This is a genomic window from Nocardioides dokdonensis FR1436, assembly GCF_001653335.1.
Taxonomy (GTDB): domain Bacteria; phylum Actinomycetota; class Actinomycetes; order Propionibacteriales; family Nocardioidaceae; genus Nocardioides; species Nocardioides dokdonensis.
Map to the genome: position 1 here is coordinate 4,038,644 of NZ_CP015079.1, position 19,247 is coordinate 4,057,890.

14 protein-coding genes, 2 pseudogenes and 2 riboswitches are annotated in these 19,247 nt (G+C 75.6%); of the genes and pseudogenes, 10 read left to right on the top strand and 6 right to left on the bottom strand.

Annotation, left to right across the window (positions count from 1 at the left end):
• Positions 1-10 precede the first annotated feature (10 nt).
• Positions 11-1,036, bottom strand: a complete 1,026-nt coding sequence (locus tag I601_RS18980; protein WP_068113272.1) for an AraC family transcriptional regulator — start codon at positions 1,034-1,036, stop codon at positions 11-13.
• A 70-nt stretch (positions 1,037-1,106) separates the two neighbouring features.
• On the opposite strand from I601_RS18980, the gene I601_RS18985 reads away from it, so the two are divergent.
• The 4 genes from I601_RS18985 to I601_RS19000 all read left to right on the top strand — a co-directional run bounded on the left by I601_RS18985 (position 1,107) and on the right by I601_RS19000 (position 6,022).
• The gene (locus I601_RS18985; RefSeq protein WP_068113276.1) at positions 1,107-2,603 is read left to right on the top strand and encodes a flavin-containing monooxygenase; all 1,497 of its coding nucleotides are present in this window, start codon (positions 1,107-1,109) and stop codon (positions 2,601-2,603) included.
• An 18-nt stretch (positions 2,604-2,621) separates the two neighbouring features.
• Positions 2,622-2,824, top strand: a riboswitch (cobalamin riboswitch).
• A gap of 104 nt (positions 2,825-2,928) precedes the next feature.
• Positions 2,929-3,756, top strand: a complete 828-nt coding sequence (locus tag I601_RS18990; RefSeq protein ID WP_218917699.1) for a nitrite reductase — start codon at positions 2,929-2,931, stop codon at positions 3,754-3,756.
• Positions 3,753-4,430, top strand: coding sequence for a precorrin-8X methylmutase (locus I601_RS18995; protein WP_068113282.1), 678 nt, complete (start codon positions 3,753-3,755; stop codon positions 4,428-4,430). The genes I601_RS18990 and I601_RS18995 overlap by 4 nt, the downstream gene beginning before the upstream one ends.
• The gene (locus I601_RS19000; protein ID WP_068113285.1) at positions 4,427-6,022 is read left to right on the top strand and encodes a precorrin-2 C(20)-methyltransferase; all 1,596 of its coding nucleotides are present in this window, start codon (positions 4,427-4,429) and stop codon (positions 6,020-6,022) included. The genes I601_RS18995 and I601_RS19000 overlap by 4 nt, the downstream gene beginning before the upstream one ends.
• Before the next feature lie 23 nt (positions 6,023-6,045).
• Here I601_RS19000 and I601_RS19005 read toward each other — a convergent pair whose 3' ends face one another.
• From I601_RS19005 to I601_RS19020, 4 genes are all read right to left on the bottom strand, one after another.
• Complete coding sequence (locus I601_RS19005; protein ID WP_218917700.1) at positions 6,046-6,717, bottom strand: maleylpyruvate isomerase N-terminal domain-containing protein; 672 nt, start codon at positions 6,715-6,717, stop codon at positions 6,046-6,048.
• Between the two features lie 13 nt (positions 6,718-6,730).
• Positions 6,731-8,062, bottom strand: a complete 1,332-nt coding sequence (locus I601_RS19010) for an HNH endonuclease (RefSeq protein WP_068113288.1) — start codon at positions 8,060-8,062, stop codon at positions 6,731-6,733.
• Between the two features lie 906 nt (positions 8,063-8,968).
• Complete coding sequence (locus I601_RS19015) at positions 8,969-9,715, bottom strand: cobalt-precorrin-4/precorrin-4 C(11)-methyltransferase (RefSeq protein WP_084527845.1); 747 nt, start codon at positions 9,713-9,715, stop codon at positions 8,969-8,971.
• Entirely contained in the window at positions 9,712-10,959 is a 1,248-nt protein-coding gene (locus I601_RS19020) for a bifunctional cobalt-precorrin-7 (C(5))-methyltransferase/cobalt-precorrin-6B (C(15))-methyltransferase (protein ID WP_068113290.1), read from the bottom strand. The genes I601_RS19015 and I601_RS19020 overlap by 4 nt, the downstream gene beginning before the upstream one ends.
• A 26-nt stretch (positions 10,960-10,985) precedes the next feature.
• Positions 10,986-11,144, top strand: a riboswitch (cobalamin riboswitch).
• Between the two features lie 23 nt (positions 11,145-11,167).
• On the opposite strand from I601_RS19020, the gene I601_RS19025 reads away from it, so the two are divergent.
• From I601_RS19025 to I601_RS19050, 6 genes and pseudogenes are all read left to right on the top strand, one after another.
• Positions 11,168-13,195, top strand: a complete 2,028-nt coding sequence (locus I601_RS19025) for a VWA domain-containing protein (RefSeq protein ID WP_068113293.1) — start codon at positions 11,168-11,170, stop codon at positions 13,193-13,195.
• Between the two features lie 35 nt (positions 13,196-13,230).
• Entirely contained in the window at positions 13,231-13,929 is a 699-nt protein-coding gene (gene bluB, locus I601_RS19030) for a 5,6-dimethylbenzimidazole synthase (protein WP_084527847.1), read from the top strand.
• The gene (gene cobO, locus I601_RS21425) at positions 13,854-14,468 is read left to right on the top strand and encodes a cob(I)yrinic acid a,c-diamide adenosyltransferase (protein WP_068113297.1); all 615 of its coding nucleotides are present in this window, start codon (positions 13,854-13,856) and stop codon (positions 14,466-14,468) included. Before bluB ends, cobO begins: the two co-directional genes overlap by 76 nt.
• Positions 14,462-16,865: pseudogene (locus I601_RS22005) on the top strand (cobyrinate a,c-diamide synthase); the annotation flags it as partial. The gene cobO and the pseudogene I601_RS22005, both read left to right, overlap by 7 nt.
• 36 nt (positions 16,866-16,901) lie before the next feature.
• Positions 16,902-17,951: pseudogene (gene cobT / locus I601_RS22010) on the top strand (nicotinate-nucleotide--dimethylbenzimidazole phosphoribosyltransferase); the annotation flags it as partial.
• Entirely contained in the window at positions 17,944-18,708 is a 765-nt protein-coding gene (locus I601_RS19050; RefSeq protein ID WP_068113301.1) for an adenosylcobinamide-GDP ribazoletransferase, read from the top strand. The pseudogene cobT and the gene I601_RS19050, both read left to right, overlap by 8 nt.
• Positions 18,709-18,716: 8 nt before the next feature.
• On the opposite strand, the gene cobU is transcribed toward I601_RS19050, so the two are convergent.
• Positions 18,717-19,244 carry a bifunctional adenosylcobinamide kinase/adenosylcobinamide-phosphate guanylyltransferase gene (cobU, locus tag I601_RS19055; protein ID WP_068113304.1) on the bottom strand — a complete coding sequence of 176 codons (528 nt, stop codon included), beginning with the start codon at positions 19,242-19,244 and terminating at the stop codon, positions 18,717-18,719.
• Between the last annotated feature and the right edge of the window lie 3 nt (positions 19,245-19,247).

The following is a 19,247-nucleotide window of genomic DNA, read 5'->3' on the forward strand; positions in this document are numbered from 1 at the left end:
CGCCCAGAACCTAGGGACGCAGCCGGTGCGCCTCGCGACCCTGCGGTGTCGTCTCGTCGTCGGGCACGTGAACGGTCGGCACCGCCCCTCGGGACGCGCCCGGGGTGCGCCCGGTCCAGCGCCGGTGGGCGTGGACCAGCGCCGCGGACTCGGCGTAGCCCAGCCGGACGGCCACGTCCGCGACCGGCAGCCCGGCGCGGAGCAGCGAGGCCGCCAGGGAGCGGCGCACCTCGTCGAGGAGGGCGCGGTACGACGTGCCGGCGGCGGTGAGCTGGCGGCGCAGGGTGCGCTCGGTGCGGCCCAGCGCTGCGGCGACCACCGGCATCGGCGCCCCCTCGCCCAGCCGCTGGGTGATCAGCACCCGGACCTCCTGCGGCAGCCCGGTGGCGCTGCGCCGGTCGGCGGCCAGGTCGCGGCAGACGGCCTCGGCCAGCGCACGTCGTCGCTGGTCGCCGCCGGCCAGCGGGCGGGACAGCTCGGCGACGGCGAAGCGCAGCACCGCCCGCTCGGGGTCGAGGCTCAGGGTGGCGCCCACACCCCCGGGCACCAGGGCGTCCAGGACGGTGCGCACGGCGGTGGCGTCGCGGGCCACCAGGAAGCCGCGCACGTCGGCGGGCAGCGCGGCGCCGTCGAGGAGCGCCACCACGTGGTCGTCCTCGACCTCGGCGCGCGGGATGACGAACGCGAAGCTGAGGTCGATGAAGCGCAGCGCCACCGCGACCGCGTCGCCGACGGTGCGGCTGGTCAGCAGCGCGTAGCCGAGCGCCCCGAACGACCCGGCGTCGTACGTCGCCCCCACGGCGGCGCCGGCGTCCGGCAGCCGGTGCCGCAGCGCGCGGACCACGCGCAGCTCCTGCGCCGCGGTCACCTCCCGCACCCCGCCCGTCGTGAGGTCATCGAGCCCCAGGCCGGTGCCCACCAGCAGCGCGGCCGGGTCGAGGCCGCGGGTGCGGGCGTAGCCCAGCAGGTGCCGCACCCCGTGGGCCGAGCGCGGGAAGTCCCAGTCGCGCGCGAGTGGCACCGGGAGCTCGGTCATGTCCGGAATCATCAACCACGTTCGGTCGGACGTCTGCACCGGAGGGCGCGGGCGCCCTAGCGTCTCCCCCATGAGCGACAACGGTCTCCCCGCGGGCCCCCCTGGCGGCCCCCGCATCCTCGTCGTCGGTGCCGGCTTCGGCGGCCTCGGCGTCGTGCGCGCCCTGCACGAGCAGGGCCTCACCGACATCACGGTGCTCGAGCGTGCCGGCGAGGCCGGCGGGGTGTGGCGCGACAACACCTACCCCGGCGCCGCCTGCGACGTGCCCTCGCCGCTGTACTCCTGGTCGTGGGCGCCGAACCCGGAGTGGGGCCGCCGCTACTCCCCCCAGCCCGAGATCCTCGCCTACCTGCAGCGCACCGCCGCCGAGCACGGCCTGCTCGACGGGCTGGTCACCGGCACGACGGTGACCGGTGCGCGCCACGAGGACGGCGCCTGGCGGGTCTCGACCGAGGTGGGCGGCGCGCCGGGGCCGACGTACGACGCCGACGTGCTGGTGCTGGCCACCGGGCAGCTCTCGGAGCCGGTCGTGCCGGACCTGCCGGGTCGCGACGACTTCGCGGGTCCGGCCTTCCACTCCGCGCAGTGGCGCCACGACGTCGACCTGCGCGGCCGGCGGGTGGCCGTCCTGGGCACCGGGGCGAGCGCGATCCAGTTCGTGCCCGGCATCGCCGACGACGCCGCGGAGATCACGATCTTCCAGCGCTCCGCTCCCTACGTGGTGCCCAAGCCCGACCAGGGCTACGCCCCCCGCCACCACGCCCTCTTCCGCCGGGTGCCGGGCCTCCTCGCCGCGGAGCGCCGGTCCTGGTTCTGGGTGACCGAGCAGCTCAACGCCGCCCTCGCCGGGGAGAGCCGGGTGTCCGGTCCCCTCATCAGGGCGCTCGAGGGCGCGTGGCGGGCGCACCTGCGCCTGCGGGTGCGCGACCCGCAGCTGCGCGCCCGGCTGGTGCCCGACTACCCGCTGGGCTGCAAGCGGCTGCTGTTCTCCAACGACTGGTACCCCACGCTCGACCGCCCGCACGTGGACGTGGTCGCCGAGGCCGTCACCGGCGTCGAGGCCGCCGGGGTGCGGACCGCGGACGGACACCTGCACGAGGTGGACGTGCTCGTCTGGGGCACCGGCTTCGCGGCCACCGACTTCCTGCGCGGCCTCGACGTGGTCGCACCCGACGGGCAGCACCTGGCCGACGTGTGGACCGGTGGCGCCCGCGCGCACCTGGGGATGGGCGTGCCCGGCTTCCCCAACCTGTTCAGCATCTACGGGCCCAACACCAACCTCGGCGGCAGCTCCATCATCGCGATGATGGAGGCCCAGGCGGGGTACGTCGCGCAGGTCGCCCGGCGTCTGGCCGACGGCGGTGCGCGGGCCGTGGCGCCACGGGCCGAGGTGTGGGAGGCCTACGACCGCGAGATGCAGTCACGGCTCTCCACGAGCGTGTGGGCGGGCTGCACCAGCTGGTACACCGACGGCGCCCGGATCACCACCAACTGGCCCGGCCTGGTCGCCGAGTACCAGCGCCGCACCGCCGAGGTCGACTGGTCGGAGCTCGAGGAGGTCTGCTGAGCCGTCGCCCGCGCCCCTTGGTACGGTCCCCCTGCCAGTCACGTCCTCCTCCGGGAGGACCAGGGAACCCGGTGCGACTCCGGGACTGACGCGCAGCGGTGTGGGTGACGGGCGGGACACGTCGTGCGCGTGCGCACGGCAACCACTGGGCCCCGGCCCGGGAAGGCGTCCTGGCCCGGTCGACCCCGAGTCCGAAGACCTGCTGGCCCTCACGGCACCCGCCGCGAGGTCATCCACGGGCTTCGCGCACGAGCCCCGGCCTCGAAGGAGCTCTGCCTCGGTGTCCGCCGCATCCGTTCGCACCCGTCCCGACCGCTGTCCCGGCGTGACGCGTCCCTGGCCCGCCGACGACGGCGCCCTGGTGCGCCTGCGCCTCATCGGCGGCCGGATCTCGCCCACCCGGCTGCGCGCCCTGAGCCGCGTCGCCGTGACCCACGGGGACGGCGACCTGCACCTCACCGGGCGCGCGAACCTGCAGCTGCGCGCGCTGCCGTCGTACGACGACGACGGGTCGGGCCTCGTCGCGCTGGCACCCGAGGTGGTCGCGGCGATCGTGGCGACCGGGCTGCTGCCGGCGCCCTCGCACGACCTGGTGCGCAACGTGGTGGTCTCCCCGCAGACCGGCCTGGCCGGCGGTCGCGCCGACCTCCGCCCGGTGGCCGACGGGCTGGACGCGCTGCTGTGCGCCGACCCGGCGCTGGCCGCGCTGCCGGGTCGGTTCCTGTTCGTCCTCGACGACGGTCGCGGCGACGTCGCCGGCCGCGGCTGCGACCTCGGGCTGGTGGCGCTGGACGCGCGGACCGCGCAGCTGCGGGTGGGCTCCGGCTGGGGTGACGTCGTGCCGCTCGAGGAGGCGCCGTCGCGCCTGGTCGCCCTGGCCCGCGACTTCCTCGCCGCGCGCGGCACCGAGGCCGACGCCGCCTGGCACGTCACCGAGCTGCCCGACCCGCTGGTCGCACCCGCCCCGCCGGACGAGCGGGCGCTGGTGCGGAGCCCCCCGCCGGCGTACGGAGCGGTGGCCGGCGGGTGGCACCACGAGGCGGTCAACGGTGTGCTGACGGCAGGCGACGTCGAGGCCCTTGCCGAGCGCGCGGGCGACGTCCTCGTGGTCACGCCGTGGCGCGGCGTCCTGGTGCCGGAGGTGGCCCGATGAGCGCCCGCACGGAGGCGCTGCGCCCGCCGGCGCGGCGCTACGACTACGTCGCCGACGGCCCGGCGATCTACGTCGACTCCTTCGCCACGATCCGTCGCGAGGCCGACCTGTCGCTGGTGCCCGCCGACGCCGAGAAGCTGGCGGTGCGGATGGTGCACGGCAGCGGCCAGGTCGACCTGGTGCCGGACCTGGTGATCCACCCGCGCCTGGTCGTCGCGGCCCGGACCGCGCTGGCCTCCGGGGCGCCGGTGCTGTGCGACGCGCGGATGGTGGCCATGGGCGTCACCGCGAGCCGGCTGCCGGCCGGCAACGAGGTGCTGTGCCACCTCACCGACCCCGAGGTGCCCGAGCTGGCCCGCCGCTGGCGCACCACCCGCACCGCGGCCGCGGTGTCGCTGTGGGAGCCGCGGCTCGAGGGTGCGGTCGTGGCGATCGGCAACGCGCCGACCGCGCTGTTCCACCTGCTCGAGACGATCCTCGCCGGCGGGCCGCGCCCGGCGGCGGTGATCGGGTGCCCGGTCGGCTTCATCGGGGCCCGGGAGTCGAAGGAGGCGCTGGCCTCGTTCGGCACCGACCACGGCATCGACCTGCCGTTCGTGACCGTCCGCGGTCGCCGCGGCGGCTCGGCGATGGCCTCCTCGGCCGTCAACGCGCTGGCCCAGGAGCAGGAGTGAGCACGCGGGGCACCGGCCGGTTGTACGGCGTCGGCCTGGGGCCCGGCGACCCCGAGCTGGTGACGCTCAAGGCGGCCCGGCTGATCGGCGCCGCCGACGTCGTGGCCTACCACGCGGGGGTCGGCAAGCAGTCGAACGCGAGGCGCATCGCCGCCGATCTGATCCCGGCGGGCGTCGTCGAGGAGGAGCTGCGCTACCCCGTCACGACCGGCACCACGGCGCACCCGCGCGGGTATGCCGGCGCGATGGCCGACTTCTACGCCGAGTGCGGCGAGCGGCTGGCCGCACACCTGGAGGCCGGACGCGACGTGGTGGTGCTCGCCGAGGGCGACCCGTTGTTCTACGGGTCCTTCATGTACCTCCACGACCAGCTCGCGGAGCGCTTCGAGACCGAGATCGTGCCGGGGGTGCCGGCATTCGCCGCGGCCACCGCCGCCACGGCCACGCCGTTGGTGCGCCAGACCGACGTGCTCACGGTCCTGCCCGGCACGCTGCCGCGGCCCGAGCTGGCGCGCCGGCTGGCCGACACCGACGCCGCGGTGATCATGAAGCTCGGCCGCACGTTCCCCGCCGTGCGCGAGGCCCTCGCCGAGGCCGGGCGCCTCGACCACGCGCTGTACGTCGAGCGCGCGGCCATGCCCGAGCAGCGCTGGCTGCCCGTCGCCGACGTCGACCCTGCGACCGTGCCGTACTTCTCGCTGATCGTGGTGCCGGGTGACTCCCTCGCAGGCTCCGGGCGGCGGGCTCCGCGGGCTGACCGGGGTGCCGTTGGTGACCAAACGGCACCGATCCAGGCCTCAGACATGTCGTTGGTGACCAAACGGCACCCAGCCGCCGAGCTCCTGGTGGTCGGGCTGGGGCCCGGGCCGGAGCGCTGGCTGACGCCCGAGGTCAGCGAGGCCCTGGCCGGCGTCGACCACGTGGTCGGCTACGCGCCGTACGTCGCCCGGGTGCCGCAGCGGGCCGGCCTGACACGGCACGCCTCGGGGAACACCGTCGAGGTCGACCGGGCGCGGTTGGCGCTGCAGCTCGCCCAGCGCGGGGAGCGGGTCGCCATCGTGTCCGGCGGCGACGCGGGGGTCTTCGGGATGGCCTCGGCGGTCTTCGAGGCGGTCGACGCCGACCCGGCGTTTGGCGACGTGCCGGTCAGGGTGCTGCCCGGCGTCTCGGCGGTGCAGGCGGTGGCCGCCCGCGCCGGGGCGCCGGTGGGCGCCGACTTCGCGGTGATGAGTCTCTCCGACCGGCTCAAGCCCTGGCCGGTCGTCGAGAAGCGGCTGCGCGCGATCGCGGAGGCCGACCTGGTGCTCGCCGTCTACAACCCGGCCAGCCGCTCGCGCACCGAGCAGGTGGTGACGATGCAGAAGGTGCTCCTCGAGCACCGCTCCCCCGACACCGTCGTGGTCGTCGGGCGCGACGTGGGACGCGCCGAGGAGTCGCTGCTCGTGACCACCCTCGGCGCGCTCGACCCGGACACCATCGACATGAAGTGCCTGCTCATCATCGGCGCGAGCTCCACCCGCGTCGGTGCGGGCGGCGCCGTGTGGACGCCCCGGTACGTCCCGGTCCTGGAGCAGGCCACGCCTCGCCGCTAGTGCGTGTCCATCGACTCGGAGGCTCAGCCGAACAGAGGGAGTCGCTCAGCCGCTGGCCCGAAGGCGTGCGCCTCCGCGTCCGTGAGTTGCTCGCGTCCAGTGCCGACCAGTGCGTAACGAGTGCTGTCGGCCATGGGAGCGACCTGGCCGAGCAACCCATCGAGGACCCGCCGCGTCTCCTCGAGCCCGGGCTCGGACGGCTCGCCGAGGCGCAGGTCGAGCTGGTGCACGGTGGCTTCGACGGCGAGCGTGCGACAGAGACCGTCCACGGTGATGACGTGGCCCTGGGTGATGACGAGGGCGTCCGCGTCCTTCTCCCGAGCCGCAGCCAGCACGGCGCCGGCCGTCTCCAGGTAGGCGGTGGCGATCGGCGCCACGCTGGTCCAGGCGCTGGCCATGATCCTGGTGCCGCGGAGCCCGGCCTCGGCGTCCGATGTGCCCGGCTGCCACGCCTTCCAGTACGAGACAGCATCGACGTCGACCGGCCCGCTCGCTGGCGTGTGCAGCGCGACGACGGCTCGCTGGGCGTCGCTCAGCAGATGGTGGACGAGGTCGCGGACCGTCCAACCCGCGCACCTCGTGCTCTGCCAACCGAGGTCGTCGTTCAGCGTTGCGACGACGCCGAGCAGAGCCTCGTACGACGCGTCGAGCACCGACAACCCACTCATCGCAGTCATGCTGCCACGGTCCGGCACGGGCGGGAGTCGATCAGGCCGCGGGCGTGTAGTCGTCGAGCACGACCTGCAGGCGTGGGCGGAGGATGTCGACCTGCGGTCGTGTTCGAACCGGGGTTGGTGTGACTGGTGGGTCGCCGGGCGGAAGAGCGGGCGCACGGGAGCGGACCTGGTGGCCGGTGGCGGTCGTCGTGGTGACGACGCCGTTCAGGGCGGTGGCGGTGAAGCCGGGGGCCTCCTTGGCCTGGTTGCAGGCCTCGCAGAGCCCCTGGCCGTTGCCGGCGCTGGTGGGTCCGTTGGCGTGGTCGGGTCGCACGTGGTCGTGGTGCCGGATCGGTGCGTCGCACCACGGGGTGCGGCAGCTCTGGTCGCGCAGGTCGATGAACAGCCCCAGCGCGGCGGGGAAGGTGCGGGAGCGGGAGTCCATCGCCACCAGGGCCCCGGTGCTGGTGGTGTACAGCCGCCGCAGCGTCGCGTGGGCCTGCTCGACCGCGGTGGCGACCAGCTCGCGCGCCAACCCGGCGGGCACCGGGCCGTGGTCGGCGATCCACCCCGGCTCGTGGCCGGCACCGAGCAGCGTCGCGTCGGAGACGGTCAGGTTCACCGCCACCGGGACCGCGGGCGGGCCGGTGACCGGCGACGGCTCGGCGTTTGTCGTGGTGATGAGGGAGGTGACCAGGGTGTCGGCCATGACTTGGCCGCGGCTGCGCCCATCTCCTTCGGCGCGGGCCTGGTCGGCGGCCCTCGTGAGCGCGGCGTAGGCCGAGACCCCTTGGGCGACCGGCAGCAACGCGGTCAACCAGGTCATCGTGTCCGGTGCCGGACGCAGCGACACGTACCGCTCACCCTCCGCCTTGCTAGAGCGCTTCAGGGCGGCGTGCGGGTCGAGCTCGTAGGCGCGGGCCCTCGCGGCAGCGACCAGCCTCTTGTCGCCCCACCCCTCGGTGGTGGCGACATCGGCCATCAGCTCGGCATCGACCTGACGACGGTGCTCCAGCGACAGGCAGGCGGTCTCCCGGGCGAGGAGGGTGGCGCGCCACTCGCTGCACCACCCCGCGCACATCGCAGCCAGGGTGTGCGGCATCTCGTTGACGAGGATCTTGGCCAGGCCGAGGTGTCGGGCGCCGCGGTTCGGTGACTCGCGCCGCGCCAGTCCGACCTGGGAGGCGACCCCGGCGCCCTGCCTGTCGGCCGGCAGTCCGGCCGCGGCGTGGCGGCGGCGTACGACCTCGTCGAGCCGGGCCGTCGCCTCGGCCTGCAACGCCGACAGTCGGGACTTCTCCTCCTCGGCCGCCCGCAGCACCTCGACCAGCTCGACCTCAGTGAGGTCGGCCAGGTCGAGACCGGGGAACGGAGCGATTGCCATGACGAAACTTTACTCGAACGCTTGTTCGAACGCAAGGGTCCAGGTGTCGGAGAAGGAGCACTCAGCAGGGCTCCCCGCCTGTTCACCCGATCAGCCACTGCACGCCGTACCCATCCACCACCCCGCCGTCCCAGGCGCCTCAGGGCTGCGCCTGACGGTCGTCCATCAACTGCACGCTCGAGCTCTTGCAGGGACCGCGAGCCGAGGTCGGCGCAGCGGAGGCCGACGAGCGGGAGGATGTCCACCGTCAGGCTCGGCCGCGATGCACAAACACGCTCATGCCGAGAGTCGTGCGCGCGAGTCAGCGGTGACCCAGCAACCATGTGCCGACCGCATCCGGTTACCGATGCACCGCCGACCTGGCCGGACGAGGGCCAGCGGTGAATCGGCAACCGAACGGGCAGTCAGAACGGTTGCTGAAGCACCGCCCGGAACTGCCGCAATCCGAGCGCGACTGCCGAGTTGCGCGAGCGGGTCAGCGGTAACCCAGCAACCGTGTGCAGCCCGCATCCGGTTGCTGATGCACCGCTGACCTGGCCGGACGGAGGCCAGCGGTGCAACGGCAACCGAAATGGCAGTCGGAACAGTTGCTGACGCACCGTCCGACTCTGCCGCCCTCCGCTCGATCTGCGCCTGATGTGCGGACGATGCTGAAGCGCAGGTGCTCTCAAGACCCGTCCCACCGAAAGTCGCACCAGGTCGGCGACGTCATCGGCGACCGCGAGCGCGGCGACCCTTCACGCTCGTACCTGATGACAGTCAGTCCGGTGTGACAGCCGGGAGGTTGCTGACGCACCGCCGACCCCGCCTCCGACTCAAGAAGAAGAAGGTGTGGAGTCGCGGGTGAACCTGGTTCATCCGGAGCTCCACACTTCCCCCACGCCCCCATGCGGGATGCTCAACGGCCTACGACGTCGTCCGCTGCCGCGCCGCGTCGTAGAGGTAGGACTCCCCACCGTCGCGCGCCAGCGCCCGCCCGACCAGGATCACCGCGGCCTGCCGCAGCCCGGCCTCCTCGACCCGGTCGGCGATGTCACCGACGGTGCCGCGCAGGAGCAGCTCGTCGGGCTGGCTGGCCCGGTGCACCACCACGACCGGGCAGTCGGTCCCGTAGTGCTCCTCGACCTCGGCCATCAGCTCGCGGGTGCGGGTGATCGCCAGGTGCAGCACCAGCGTGGCGCCGGTGGCCGCGAAGGCCGCCAGCGACTCCCCCTCGGGCATCGCCGTCGAGCGGGCCTGGGTGCGGGTCAGCACCACCGACTGAGCCACCAGCGGCACCGTCAGCTCGCGCCCGGCCAGCGCCGCGGCGGCGGCGTACGCCGGCACGCCGGGGGTGACGTCCCACGCCACGCCGGCGGCGTCGAGACGGCGCGACTGCTCGGCCACGGCGGAGTAGAGCGACGGGTCGCCCGAGGTCAGGCGCACCACGTCGAGGCCCGCGCGGGTGGCGGCCACCATCTCGGCCACCATCGTGTCGAGGTCGAGGTGCTGGGTGTCGACCAGGCGCGCACCGTCGCGGGCGTGGGACAGCACGGCGGCGTCGAGGTAGGTGCCGGGGTAGAGCACCAGGTCGGCCGCGCCGATCAGCGCCGCGGCGCGCAGGGTGATCAGGTCGGCGGCGCCGGGGCCGGCCCCCACGAAGTGCACGGTCACGATGTCTCCTGGCTGGTCGTGAGGGGCTTGGTCCACGCCCACTGGGTCACGGCGCGCGCCGGCGTCCACCCGGTGAACGAGCCCAGCGGAGCCGCGTGCTCGACCGAGGTGCGCGTCAGCTCGCCGCCGTGCACGGCGTACGCCGCCGCCAGCAGCTGCTCGCTCTCGACCGTCACCCCGTGCGCCACCAGCCGACCGCCCGGCCGCAGCCGCTCGCGACACAGGTCCAGCAGCCCCGGGGCGGTGGCGCCGCCGCCGACGAAGACGGCGTCGGGAGCGGCCAGGTCGTCGAGGACCTCGGGCGCCCGGCCGGTCGTCACCGACAGTGCGGGGACGCCGAGCCGCGCCGCGTTGCGCGCGACCCGCTCGGCCCGCTCGGCATCGGCCTCGATGGCGATCGTGCGGCAGCCCGGGTGGGCCCGCATCCACTCGATCCCCACCGACCCGGCGCCGGCGCCGACGTCCCACAGCAGCTGGCCGGGCTGGGGCGCCAACCGCGCCAGCGCCGCGGCCCGCAGGTCGCGCTTGGTCAGCTGACCGTCGTGCTCGTAGGCGTCGTCGGGCAGCCCGGCCACCCACGAGCCGACGACGGGTCCGCGCAGGTCAAGGGCGACCACGTTGAGGTCGGGCACCTGGACCGACAGCGCGTCGTCCCAGGCCCCGGCGGCGGCGTCGAGTCGACGCTCACGCTCGCCGCCCAGGTGGCTCAGCACGCTCATCGCGGACCCGCCGTAGCCGTGCTCGACCAGCAGCCGCGCCAGCACCGCGGGGGTGCCGGCGTCGGAGGAGAGCACGACGAGCCGACGGCCGGGGGCGAGCTCGCGCACTACGGTCTCGGGACGGCGTCCCACGACCGTGACGACCTGGACGGTCGCTGCGTCCCAGCGCATCCGGGCGCAGGCCAGGGCCACCGACGAGACCGCCGGGTGCACCTCGACCGCGTCGGCGCCCAACAGCTCGACGAGGGTGCTGGCGATCCCGGAGACGAACGGGTCGCCGGAGGCCAGCGCCACCACCCGGCGCGTGTCGTGCTGCCACAGCAACGCCGGCAGGCCCTCCCGCAGGGGCGAGGGCCACGCCAGGCGCTCCTGGTCGACGTCGGCGGGCAGCATCGCCAGGTGCCGCTCCCCACCGAGCACCACCTCGGCCTCGAGGATGCGGCGCTGGTGCGCGCGGGAGAGGCCCGACCAGCCGTCGTCGCCGACGCCGATCACGACCACGGTGGACGGGCTGGTGGGGGGCACGGGTGGTGACGCTATCGTGACGCCACAGCCACGAGGTGCCCCGAGGCCCGGTCGAGACAAGCCGGTGCTGAGGGGAGAATCTGGGAAGCCGGTGAGAGTCCGGCACAGGCCCGCTGCGGTGACCTGGAGGGTGCGAGAGCGCTGGTCCAGGAAGTCCGAAGACCGGCCTCGAGGCGCCTATCCGATGGCGGACGAGCGGGAGCCTCCCATGCCACTGCACTACCCTTTCAGCGCTGTCGTCGGCGCCGACGAGCCCGACGGCCCCTTCGGCGAGATGGCCCTCGCCCTCCTCCTCACCACGATCTCCCCCGAGGTCGGCGGCGTGCTGGTGCGCGGCGAGAAGGGCACGGCGAAGTCCACGATCGTGCGGGCCCTGGCCGACGTGCTGCCACCGATCGACGTGGTGGCCGGCGACCGGTTCTCCAGCGACCCGCGCGACGACACCCACCTCTCCCCCGACGGCCCGTTCGCGGCCGACGTCGAGGTGGAGACCCGTCCGGTGCGCCTGGTGGAGCTGCCGGTCGGGGCCTCGGAGGACCGGGTGCTGGGCTCGCTGCACCTCGAGCGCGCCCTGTCCGAGGGCCGCACCGAGTACGAGCCCGGGCTGCTGGCCCGCGCCCACCGCGGCCTGCTCTACGTCGACGAGGTCAACCTGCTGCACGACCACCTCGTCGACCTGCTGCTGGACGCCGCGGCGATGGGCCGGGCCACGGTCGAGCGCGACGGCGTCTCGGTCTCGCACGCGGCCCGCTTCGTGCTGGTCGGCACGATGAACCCCGAGGAGGGCGAGCTGCGGCCCCAGCTGCTGGACCGCTTCGGGCTGACCGTCGAGGTCGCCGCGCCCCGCGAGCCGGCCCTGCGCGCCGAGGTGGTGCGCCGCCGGATGGCCTTCGACACCGACCCTGGCGCGTTCAGCGCGTCGTACGCCGCTGCGCAGCGCGCGCTCACCGACCGCATCCAGGCCGCCCAGGCCCTGGTCGGGCGCGTCGAGCTGGGCGAGGGCGCGCTGATGAAGATCGCCGAGGTCTGCGCGGCCTTCGACGTCGACGGCCTGCGCGCCGACATCGTCACCGCCCGCACCGCGGTCGCGCACGCCGCCTGGCACGGCCGGGACCGGGTGCGCCTCGACGACATCCGGGCCGCCGCCCGCCTGGCCCTGCCGCACCGGCGCCGCCGCAACCCCTTCGACGCTCCCGGCATGGACGAGGACCTGCTCGACCAGGTGCTCGGCGACGACCTGCCCGAGCCGCCCGACCCGCCCGAGCCCCCGGAGCCCGACCCCGACGGCCCCAGCGAGCCCGGCGACCCCGACGGGACGTCATCCGCTGAGGACGAGGGGACGTCCCGCCCGCATGACGTCCCGGGCGACCCCGAGCCCGACCCCGAGCCCGAGCCCGGCCCGTCCGCACCCGCACCCTCCGCGCCCACGAGCACCCCCGTCGGCGCCGGCCAGCCCTACCGCACCCGCCTGCTCACCGCGTCCGGCACCGGGGCCGGCGAGTCCGGGCGCCGCAGCCGGGCGATCACCGAGCGCGGTCGTCGCGTCGGGGCCTCGAGCACCGGCCGCGGCCCGGTGCACCTGCTGGAGACCGTGCGCGCCGCCGCACCCCACCAGGCCGCCCGGGGACGCAGCGGCGGCCGGCTGCTGCTGCGCTCCCCCGACCTGCGCTACGCGACCCGCGAGGGCAAGGAGTCCAACCTCGTCCTGTTCTGCGTCGACGCGTCCGGCTCGATGGCCGCCCGGCGCCGGATGGAGCAGGTCAAGACCGCGATCCTCTCGCTGCTGCTCGACGCCTACCGCCGCCGCGACAAGGTCGGTCTGGTCACCTTCCGGGCCGGGAGCGCCGAGCTCGCGCTTCCGCCCACGCACTCCGTCGACATCGCCGCCACCCGCCTCGAGGAGCTGCCTGCCGGGGGGCGCACCCCGCTGGCCGAGGGGCTGCTCGAGGCCGCCCGGGTGCTCGCCGTCGAGCGGCTGCGCGACCCGCGCCGTCGCCCGCTGCTGGTGGTGGTCACCGACGGCCGCGCCACCCACGGTCGCGACGCCGTGGACCGCTCCCGCCTGGCCGCCGACCTCCTCGTCGCGCAGGGCGTCGCCAGCGTGGTCGTCGACTGCGAGAGCGGGGCGATGCGGCTGGGCCTGGCCGGTGTCCTGGCGACCCGACTGGGTGCCGAGCACCTGCCGGTCGGTGAGGTGAGCGCCGAGGCGCTGGCCGACGTCGTCCGCGCCGCCTGATGCCGGCTCCCGAGACGGCCCCCGGGACGGCACCGATGTCGGTCTACGAGGCGATCGCGCGGCGCCGCGACGTGCGCGCGGAGTTCACCGGCGAGGCACCCGACGACGCGACCCTGACCCGGGTGCTGGCCGCGGCCCACCGCGCCCCCAGCGTCGGCATGAGCCAGCCCTGGGACTTCGTGGTCGTGCGCGACCCCGCGACCCGCGCCCGGTTCGCCGAGCACGTCGCCACCGAGCGGGCGGCGTACGCCGCCGGGCTGGAGGGCGAGCGGGCCGAGACGTTCCGAGGCATCAGGATCGAGGGCATCCGCGAGTCCGGGCTCGGCGTCGTGGTCACCCACGACCCCGACCGCGGCGGCCCCCACGTGCTGGGCCGCGCCACCATCGACGACACCGGCCTCTACTCGACCTGCCTGGCCGTCCAGAACCTCTGGCTCGCCGCCACCGCCGAGGGCCTGGGCGTCGGTTGGGTCTCCTTCTACCGCGAGGAGCACCTGCGCGAGCTGCTGCACATCCCGCCCCGGGTGCGCCCGGTCGCCTGGCTGTGCGTGGGCCGCGTCAGCGCCCTCCACGACGTCCCCGACCTCGAACGGCACGGGTGGCGCGCCCGCCGGCCGCTGGACGAGGCGATCCACCACGAGAGATACCGGAGCCAGACATGCCGCAGGGCCGCCCCACCACCGTCCCCGACGACGGACTCACGACCGCCCAGCGCCGCTCGCTGCCGCTGCTGATGGTGCACACCGGCGACGGCAAGGGGAAGTCGACGGCCGCCTTCGGCGTCGCGCTGCGCGCCTGGAACCAGGGCTGGGACGTCGGGGTGTTCCAGTTCGTCAAGTCCGCCAAGTGGCGCATCGGTGAGCAGACCGTGCTCGAGCGCCTCGGCGAGCTGCACGAGGAGACCGGCGAGGGCGGGCCGGTCTCGTGGCACAAGATGGGCGCCGGCTGGTCGTGGAGCCGCAAGGAGGGCTCCACCGACGACCACGCCGCCGACGCGGCCGAGGGCTGGGCCGAGGTCAAGCGCGCGATCGCCGAGGAGCGCCACGACCTCTACGTCCTCGACGAGTTCACCTACCCCATGGAGTGGGGCTGGGTCGACGTCGACGACGTGGTGACCACGCTGCGCGAGCGCCCGGGGCGTCAGTACGTCGTCGTCACCGGTCGACGCGCCCACCCGGCGCTGGTCGAGGCCGCCGACCTGGTCACCGAGATGACCAAGGTCAAGCACCAGATGGACCGCGGCCAGAAGGGCCAGCGGGGCATCGAGTGGTGACCGGCCCCGCACCTGCGCGGCTGCCCCGCGTCGTGGTGGCCGCGCCGGGCACCGGGGCGGGCAAGACGACGGTCGCGACCGGGCTGATGGCCGCACTGACCCGGGCCGGGCACGAGGTCTCGGGGCACAAGGTCGGCCCCGACTACATCGACCCCGGCTACCACGCCCTGGCCTGCGGACGCCCCGGCCGCAACCTCGACCCGCACCTGGTCGGCGAGGACCTCCTCGCCCCCCTGCTGCTGCACGGCGCCCGGGGTGCCGACGTGGCCGTCATCGAGGGCGTGATGGGCCTGTACGACGGCCGCGTGGGGACCGCCGGCTTCGCCTCGACCGCCCACGTCGCAGGGCTGACCCGCAGCCCGATCGTGCTGGTCGTCGACATCTCCCGATCCTCACGCTCGATCGGGGCCGTCGTGCACGGGATGGCGACCTACGACCCGGCCGTGCGGGTCGCGGGCGTCATCCTCAACAAGGCCGGCTCGCCGCGGCACGCGCGCGAGGTCGTCGACTCGATCGTGCCGACCGGCGTCCCGGTGCTCGGCACGATCGGGCGCGACCAGGCCGTCGAGGCGCCCTCGCGGCACCTCGGTCTGGTGCCGGCCGCGGAGCGGGGCCTGGCCGCGGAGTCCCTGGACCGGCTGGCCGCGCAGGTGGCCGAGCACGTCGACCTCGACGCGGTGCTGGCCCTGGCGCGCTCCGCCCCCGACCTCGACGCGACAGCGTGGGAGCCCACCGACCACGTCCACCCGCCCGTGGGCGCGACCGGTCGGCCGGTCGTGGCGATGGCCGGCGGGCGCTCGTTCACCTTCCGCTACGCCGAGACCGAGGAGCTGCTGCGCGCGGGCGGCTGCGAGGTGGTCACCTTCGACCCCGCCGGCGACGCCGCACTGCCGCCCGGCACCCGCGGCCTCTACCTGGGCGGCGGGTTCCCCGAGGTGCACGCCGCAGCGCTGGGCGCGAATGCTGCCCTGCGCACCGAGATCGCGACCGCCGTGGCGGCCGGGGTGCCGACGGTCGCCGAGTGCGCCGGGCTGCTCTACCTGTGCCAGAGCCTCGACGGGGCGCCGATGGTCGGCGCGCTGCCGGCCGTCGCCTCGATGACCGAGCGGCTGACGTTGGCCTACCCCGAGGTGACCGCGGTCTCGGACTCGCTGCTGACCCGGGCCGGCGAGCGGGTCACCGGGCACGAGTTCCACCGCACCCAGGTGGAGCCGGTCGCCGGCCCGGCCCCGGCCTGGAGCGGCGAGGGGCACACCGTCGGCTTCACCAGCGCCAGCCTGCACGCGGCGTACCTGCACGTGCACTGGGCCGGGCACCCGCAGCTGGCGCAGCGCTTCGTGGACGCGGTGCACCGTGGCTGAGCACGACCGGGCTCCGAGCGACCCGCTGCGCCACCACGGCGACGCCGAGGTCCGCGGCACCGGCCTGCTCGACCTGGCCGTCAACGTCCACCCCGGGCCCCGGCCGGCCTGGCTCGAGACCGCGCTGCGCGCCAGCCTCGACGACGTTGGCGCCTACCCCGACCCGGGCGCCGCCGAGCACGCGATCGCCCTGCGCCACGACCGGCCGGCCGAGGAGGTGCTCGCCACCGCGGGGGCAGCCGAGGCCTTCTCGCTGGTGGCGCGGCTGCGACCCTGGCGCCGCCCGGTGGTGGTGCACCCGCAGTTCACCGAGCCGCACGCGGCGCTCGAGCGGGCAGGGCACCGGGTCACCACCGTGCTCACCCGCGCCGAGAACGGCTTCGCGCTCGACCCGGGAGCCGTGCCGCCGGACGCCGACCTGGTCGTGGTCGGCAACCCCACCAACCCGACCGGACGGCTGCACCCCGTCGACGACCTGCTCGCCCTGCGCCGCCCGGGCCGGCTGGTCGTCGTCGACGAGGCCTTCATCGACACCGTGCCCGGCGAGCGCGGCACCCTGGCCGGCGCGCCGCCCGAGGGCCTCGTGGTGCTGCGCAGCCTGACCAAGCACTGGTCCATCCCGGGGGTGCGGGCCGGCTACCTGCTCGGCGCCGCGGGTGACGTCGCCGCCCTGCGCCGCGGCCAGGTGCCGTGGTCGGTCTCCACCACGGCCGCCGCAGCGATCCAGGCGTGCTGCACCGACGAGGCGCTCGCCGAGGCCGAGCGGCGCGCACACCTGATCACGCAGTGGCGCACCCACCTGGTCGCCGCCCTCGCCGGGCTGGGGATCCGCACGCTGCCCTCGCAGACGTCGTTCCTGCTGGCCCGGCTGGGCCCCGACGGGCGGGCGCACCTGCGCGAGCACGGCATCGCCGTACGCCGCTGCGACACCTTCCCCGGCCTCGACCCCGGGTGGGCGCGGATCGCGGTCCGCCCGCCCGGCACCACCGACCACCTCGTCCACGCCCTGCTGGCGCGGCCGATCGCCAGCCCCACTCCAGGAGGACCCATGTCGTCACCCCGCCCGCTCACCGCGCCGGACAGCGCCAGCGCCGGCGCCGCCGCCGAGCGGCTCGCCGGCCTGGCCGTCCCGGCCGGTGCGCTCGGGCGGCTGGGCGAGCTGGGCGTGTGGCTCAGCGGCGTCCAGGGCCAGTGCCCGCCCCGCCCGCTCGACGACGTGCGCCTGGTGATCTTCGCGGGCGACCACGGGGTCGCCGGGCACGGCGTCTCGGCCTACCCGCCGGCGATCACTGCGGCGATGGTGCGCACATTCGTGGCCGGGCGCGCCGGCGTCAACGCGCTCGCCGCCGCGCACGACGTGCGGGTGCGGGTGCTCGACGTCGGCGTCGACGACGACCTCGAGGGCCTGCCTGCCGAGGTCAGCGCCGACAAGGTCCGCCGCGGCAGCGGGGCCATCCACCTGGAGGACGCGCTGAGCGCCGAGGAGACCCAGCAGGCGCTGGCCGTGGGCCGTCGGGTGGCCGAGCGCGAGATCGCCGAGGGCGCCCAGCTGCTGCTCAGCGGCGACATGGGCATCGGCAACACCACCCCCGCGGCGGCGCTCGTGGCCGCCGGGCTCGGGCTCGGGGCCGCCGACGCCGCGCTCGTGGCCGGGCGCGGCACCGGCGTCGACGACGCCGGCCTCGACCGCAAGACCGCCGTGCTGGCCGAGGCCCTGGCCCGGGTGGGCGAGCGCGCCACCGACCCCGTCGAGACGCTCACCGCCCTGGGCAGCGCCGACCTGGCGGCCACCGTGGGCTACCTGCTGGCCGCGACGCAGGCCGGCGTGCCCGTGCTGCTGGACGGGCTGATGTCGGTGGCCTGCGCGCTCACCGCCGAGCGGATCGCCCCCGGCACCGCCGCGTGGTGCACCGCCGGGCACCGCTCCCCCGAACCGGCCCAGTCGCTGGCGCTGGCCCACCTCGGCCTCGAGCCGCTGCTCGACCTCGGGATGCGCCTGGGCGAGGGCAGCGGCGCGGTCACCGCGGTGCCGGTGCTGCGCAGCGCGGTGTCGCTGCTGCGCGACGTCGCCCTGCTCAGCGAGCTGATGCCCGAGGCGCCGACGGGTCCGGCCGGTGCCTGACGCCTGGCGCCTCGCCGTCGGCACCCTGACCGCGCTGCGGGTGCCGGCACCGCGCACGGTCACCCCGGTCGTAGCCGGCCGCGCGATGCTGCTGGCCCCGGTGGCGGTGCTGCCGCTGGGCCTGCTCGTGGCCGGGCTCGGCCTGCTCGGTGCCTGGCTGTCCCTGCCCCCGCTCGTGGTGTCGGTCCTCGCGGTCGGGGCGCTGGCCGCCGGCAGCCGGGCCCTGCACTGGGACGGGCTCTCCGACGTCGCCGACGGGCTGAGCGCCTCCTACGACCGCGCGCGGTCGCTGCAGGTGATGAAGTCCGGCACCTCCGGGCCCGCCGGCGTCGTGGCCACGGTCGTGGTGCTGGGCACCCAGGCCGCTGCCCTGGCCTCGCTGCTCACCACCACCCGGGGCGCGGTCGTCGCCGGGCTGCTGGTCTGCGTCTCCCGCGCCGCGCTCGCGCTGTGCTGCCTGCGCGGCGTCCCGGGCGCGCGCCCCGACGGCCTGGGCGCGGCGTACGTCGGCACCGTGCGGCCGACGGCCGCGCTCGCGCTGTGGCTGGTCGCAGCCGGTCTGCTGGTCCTGGCTGCCGGCTGGTCGGGCCTCGTCGCCGCCGCGCTGGCGCTGCTCGTGGTGGCCGTCCTGCTGCACCGCGTCGTGCGTCGCTTCGGCGGCGTGACCGGTGACGTGCTCGGCGCCGCGGTCGAGCTGGCGCTCGCGGCGCTGCTGGTCGGCGTGCTGGCCGGGCCGCCGCTCGGTGCGCCGTGGTGACCTGCCGGTCAGAGGCGCAGGACCCGGCCCGCGACCACGAGGTGCACCTCGTCGCAGGCGGCCGCGACCCGCTGGTTGGCCGTGCCCAGCAGGTCGCGGAAGAGCCGGCCGGAGCGGTGCTCCGGCACCACGCCGAGCCCGACCTCGTTGGTCACCACGACCACGTCGTGCGGGCAGGCGCGCACCGCGGCCGCCACGGCGTCCAGGCGGGTCTCGACGAGGTCCGTGACCGCCTCGGTCGGCTGCTCCCAGGCCTGCTCCTCGTCGAGCAGCCCGGTGAGCCAGGTGCCCAGGCAGTCGACGAGCACCGGCCGGTCGGCCGAGGTCAGGGCCCCCGCCACGTCGCGGGTCTCGCGCGTCGTCCACGCCGCGGGACGCCGCTGCCGGTGGGCCTCGATGCGCGCGGTCCAGTCGGGGTCGTCCTGCTCCTGCGGCGTGGGGCCCGGGGCGACGTAGGTCGCTGCCCGCTCCCCCACCAGCGCCTCGGCGTGGCGCGACTTGCCGGAGCGGACGCCACCGGTGACGAGAACCTTCACGAG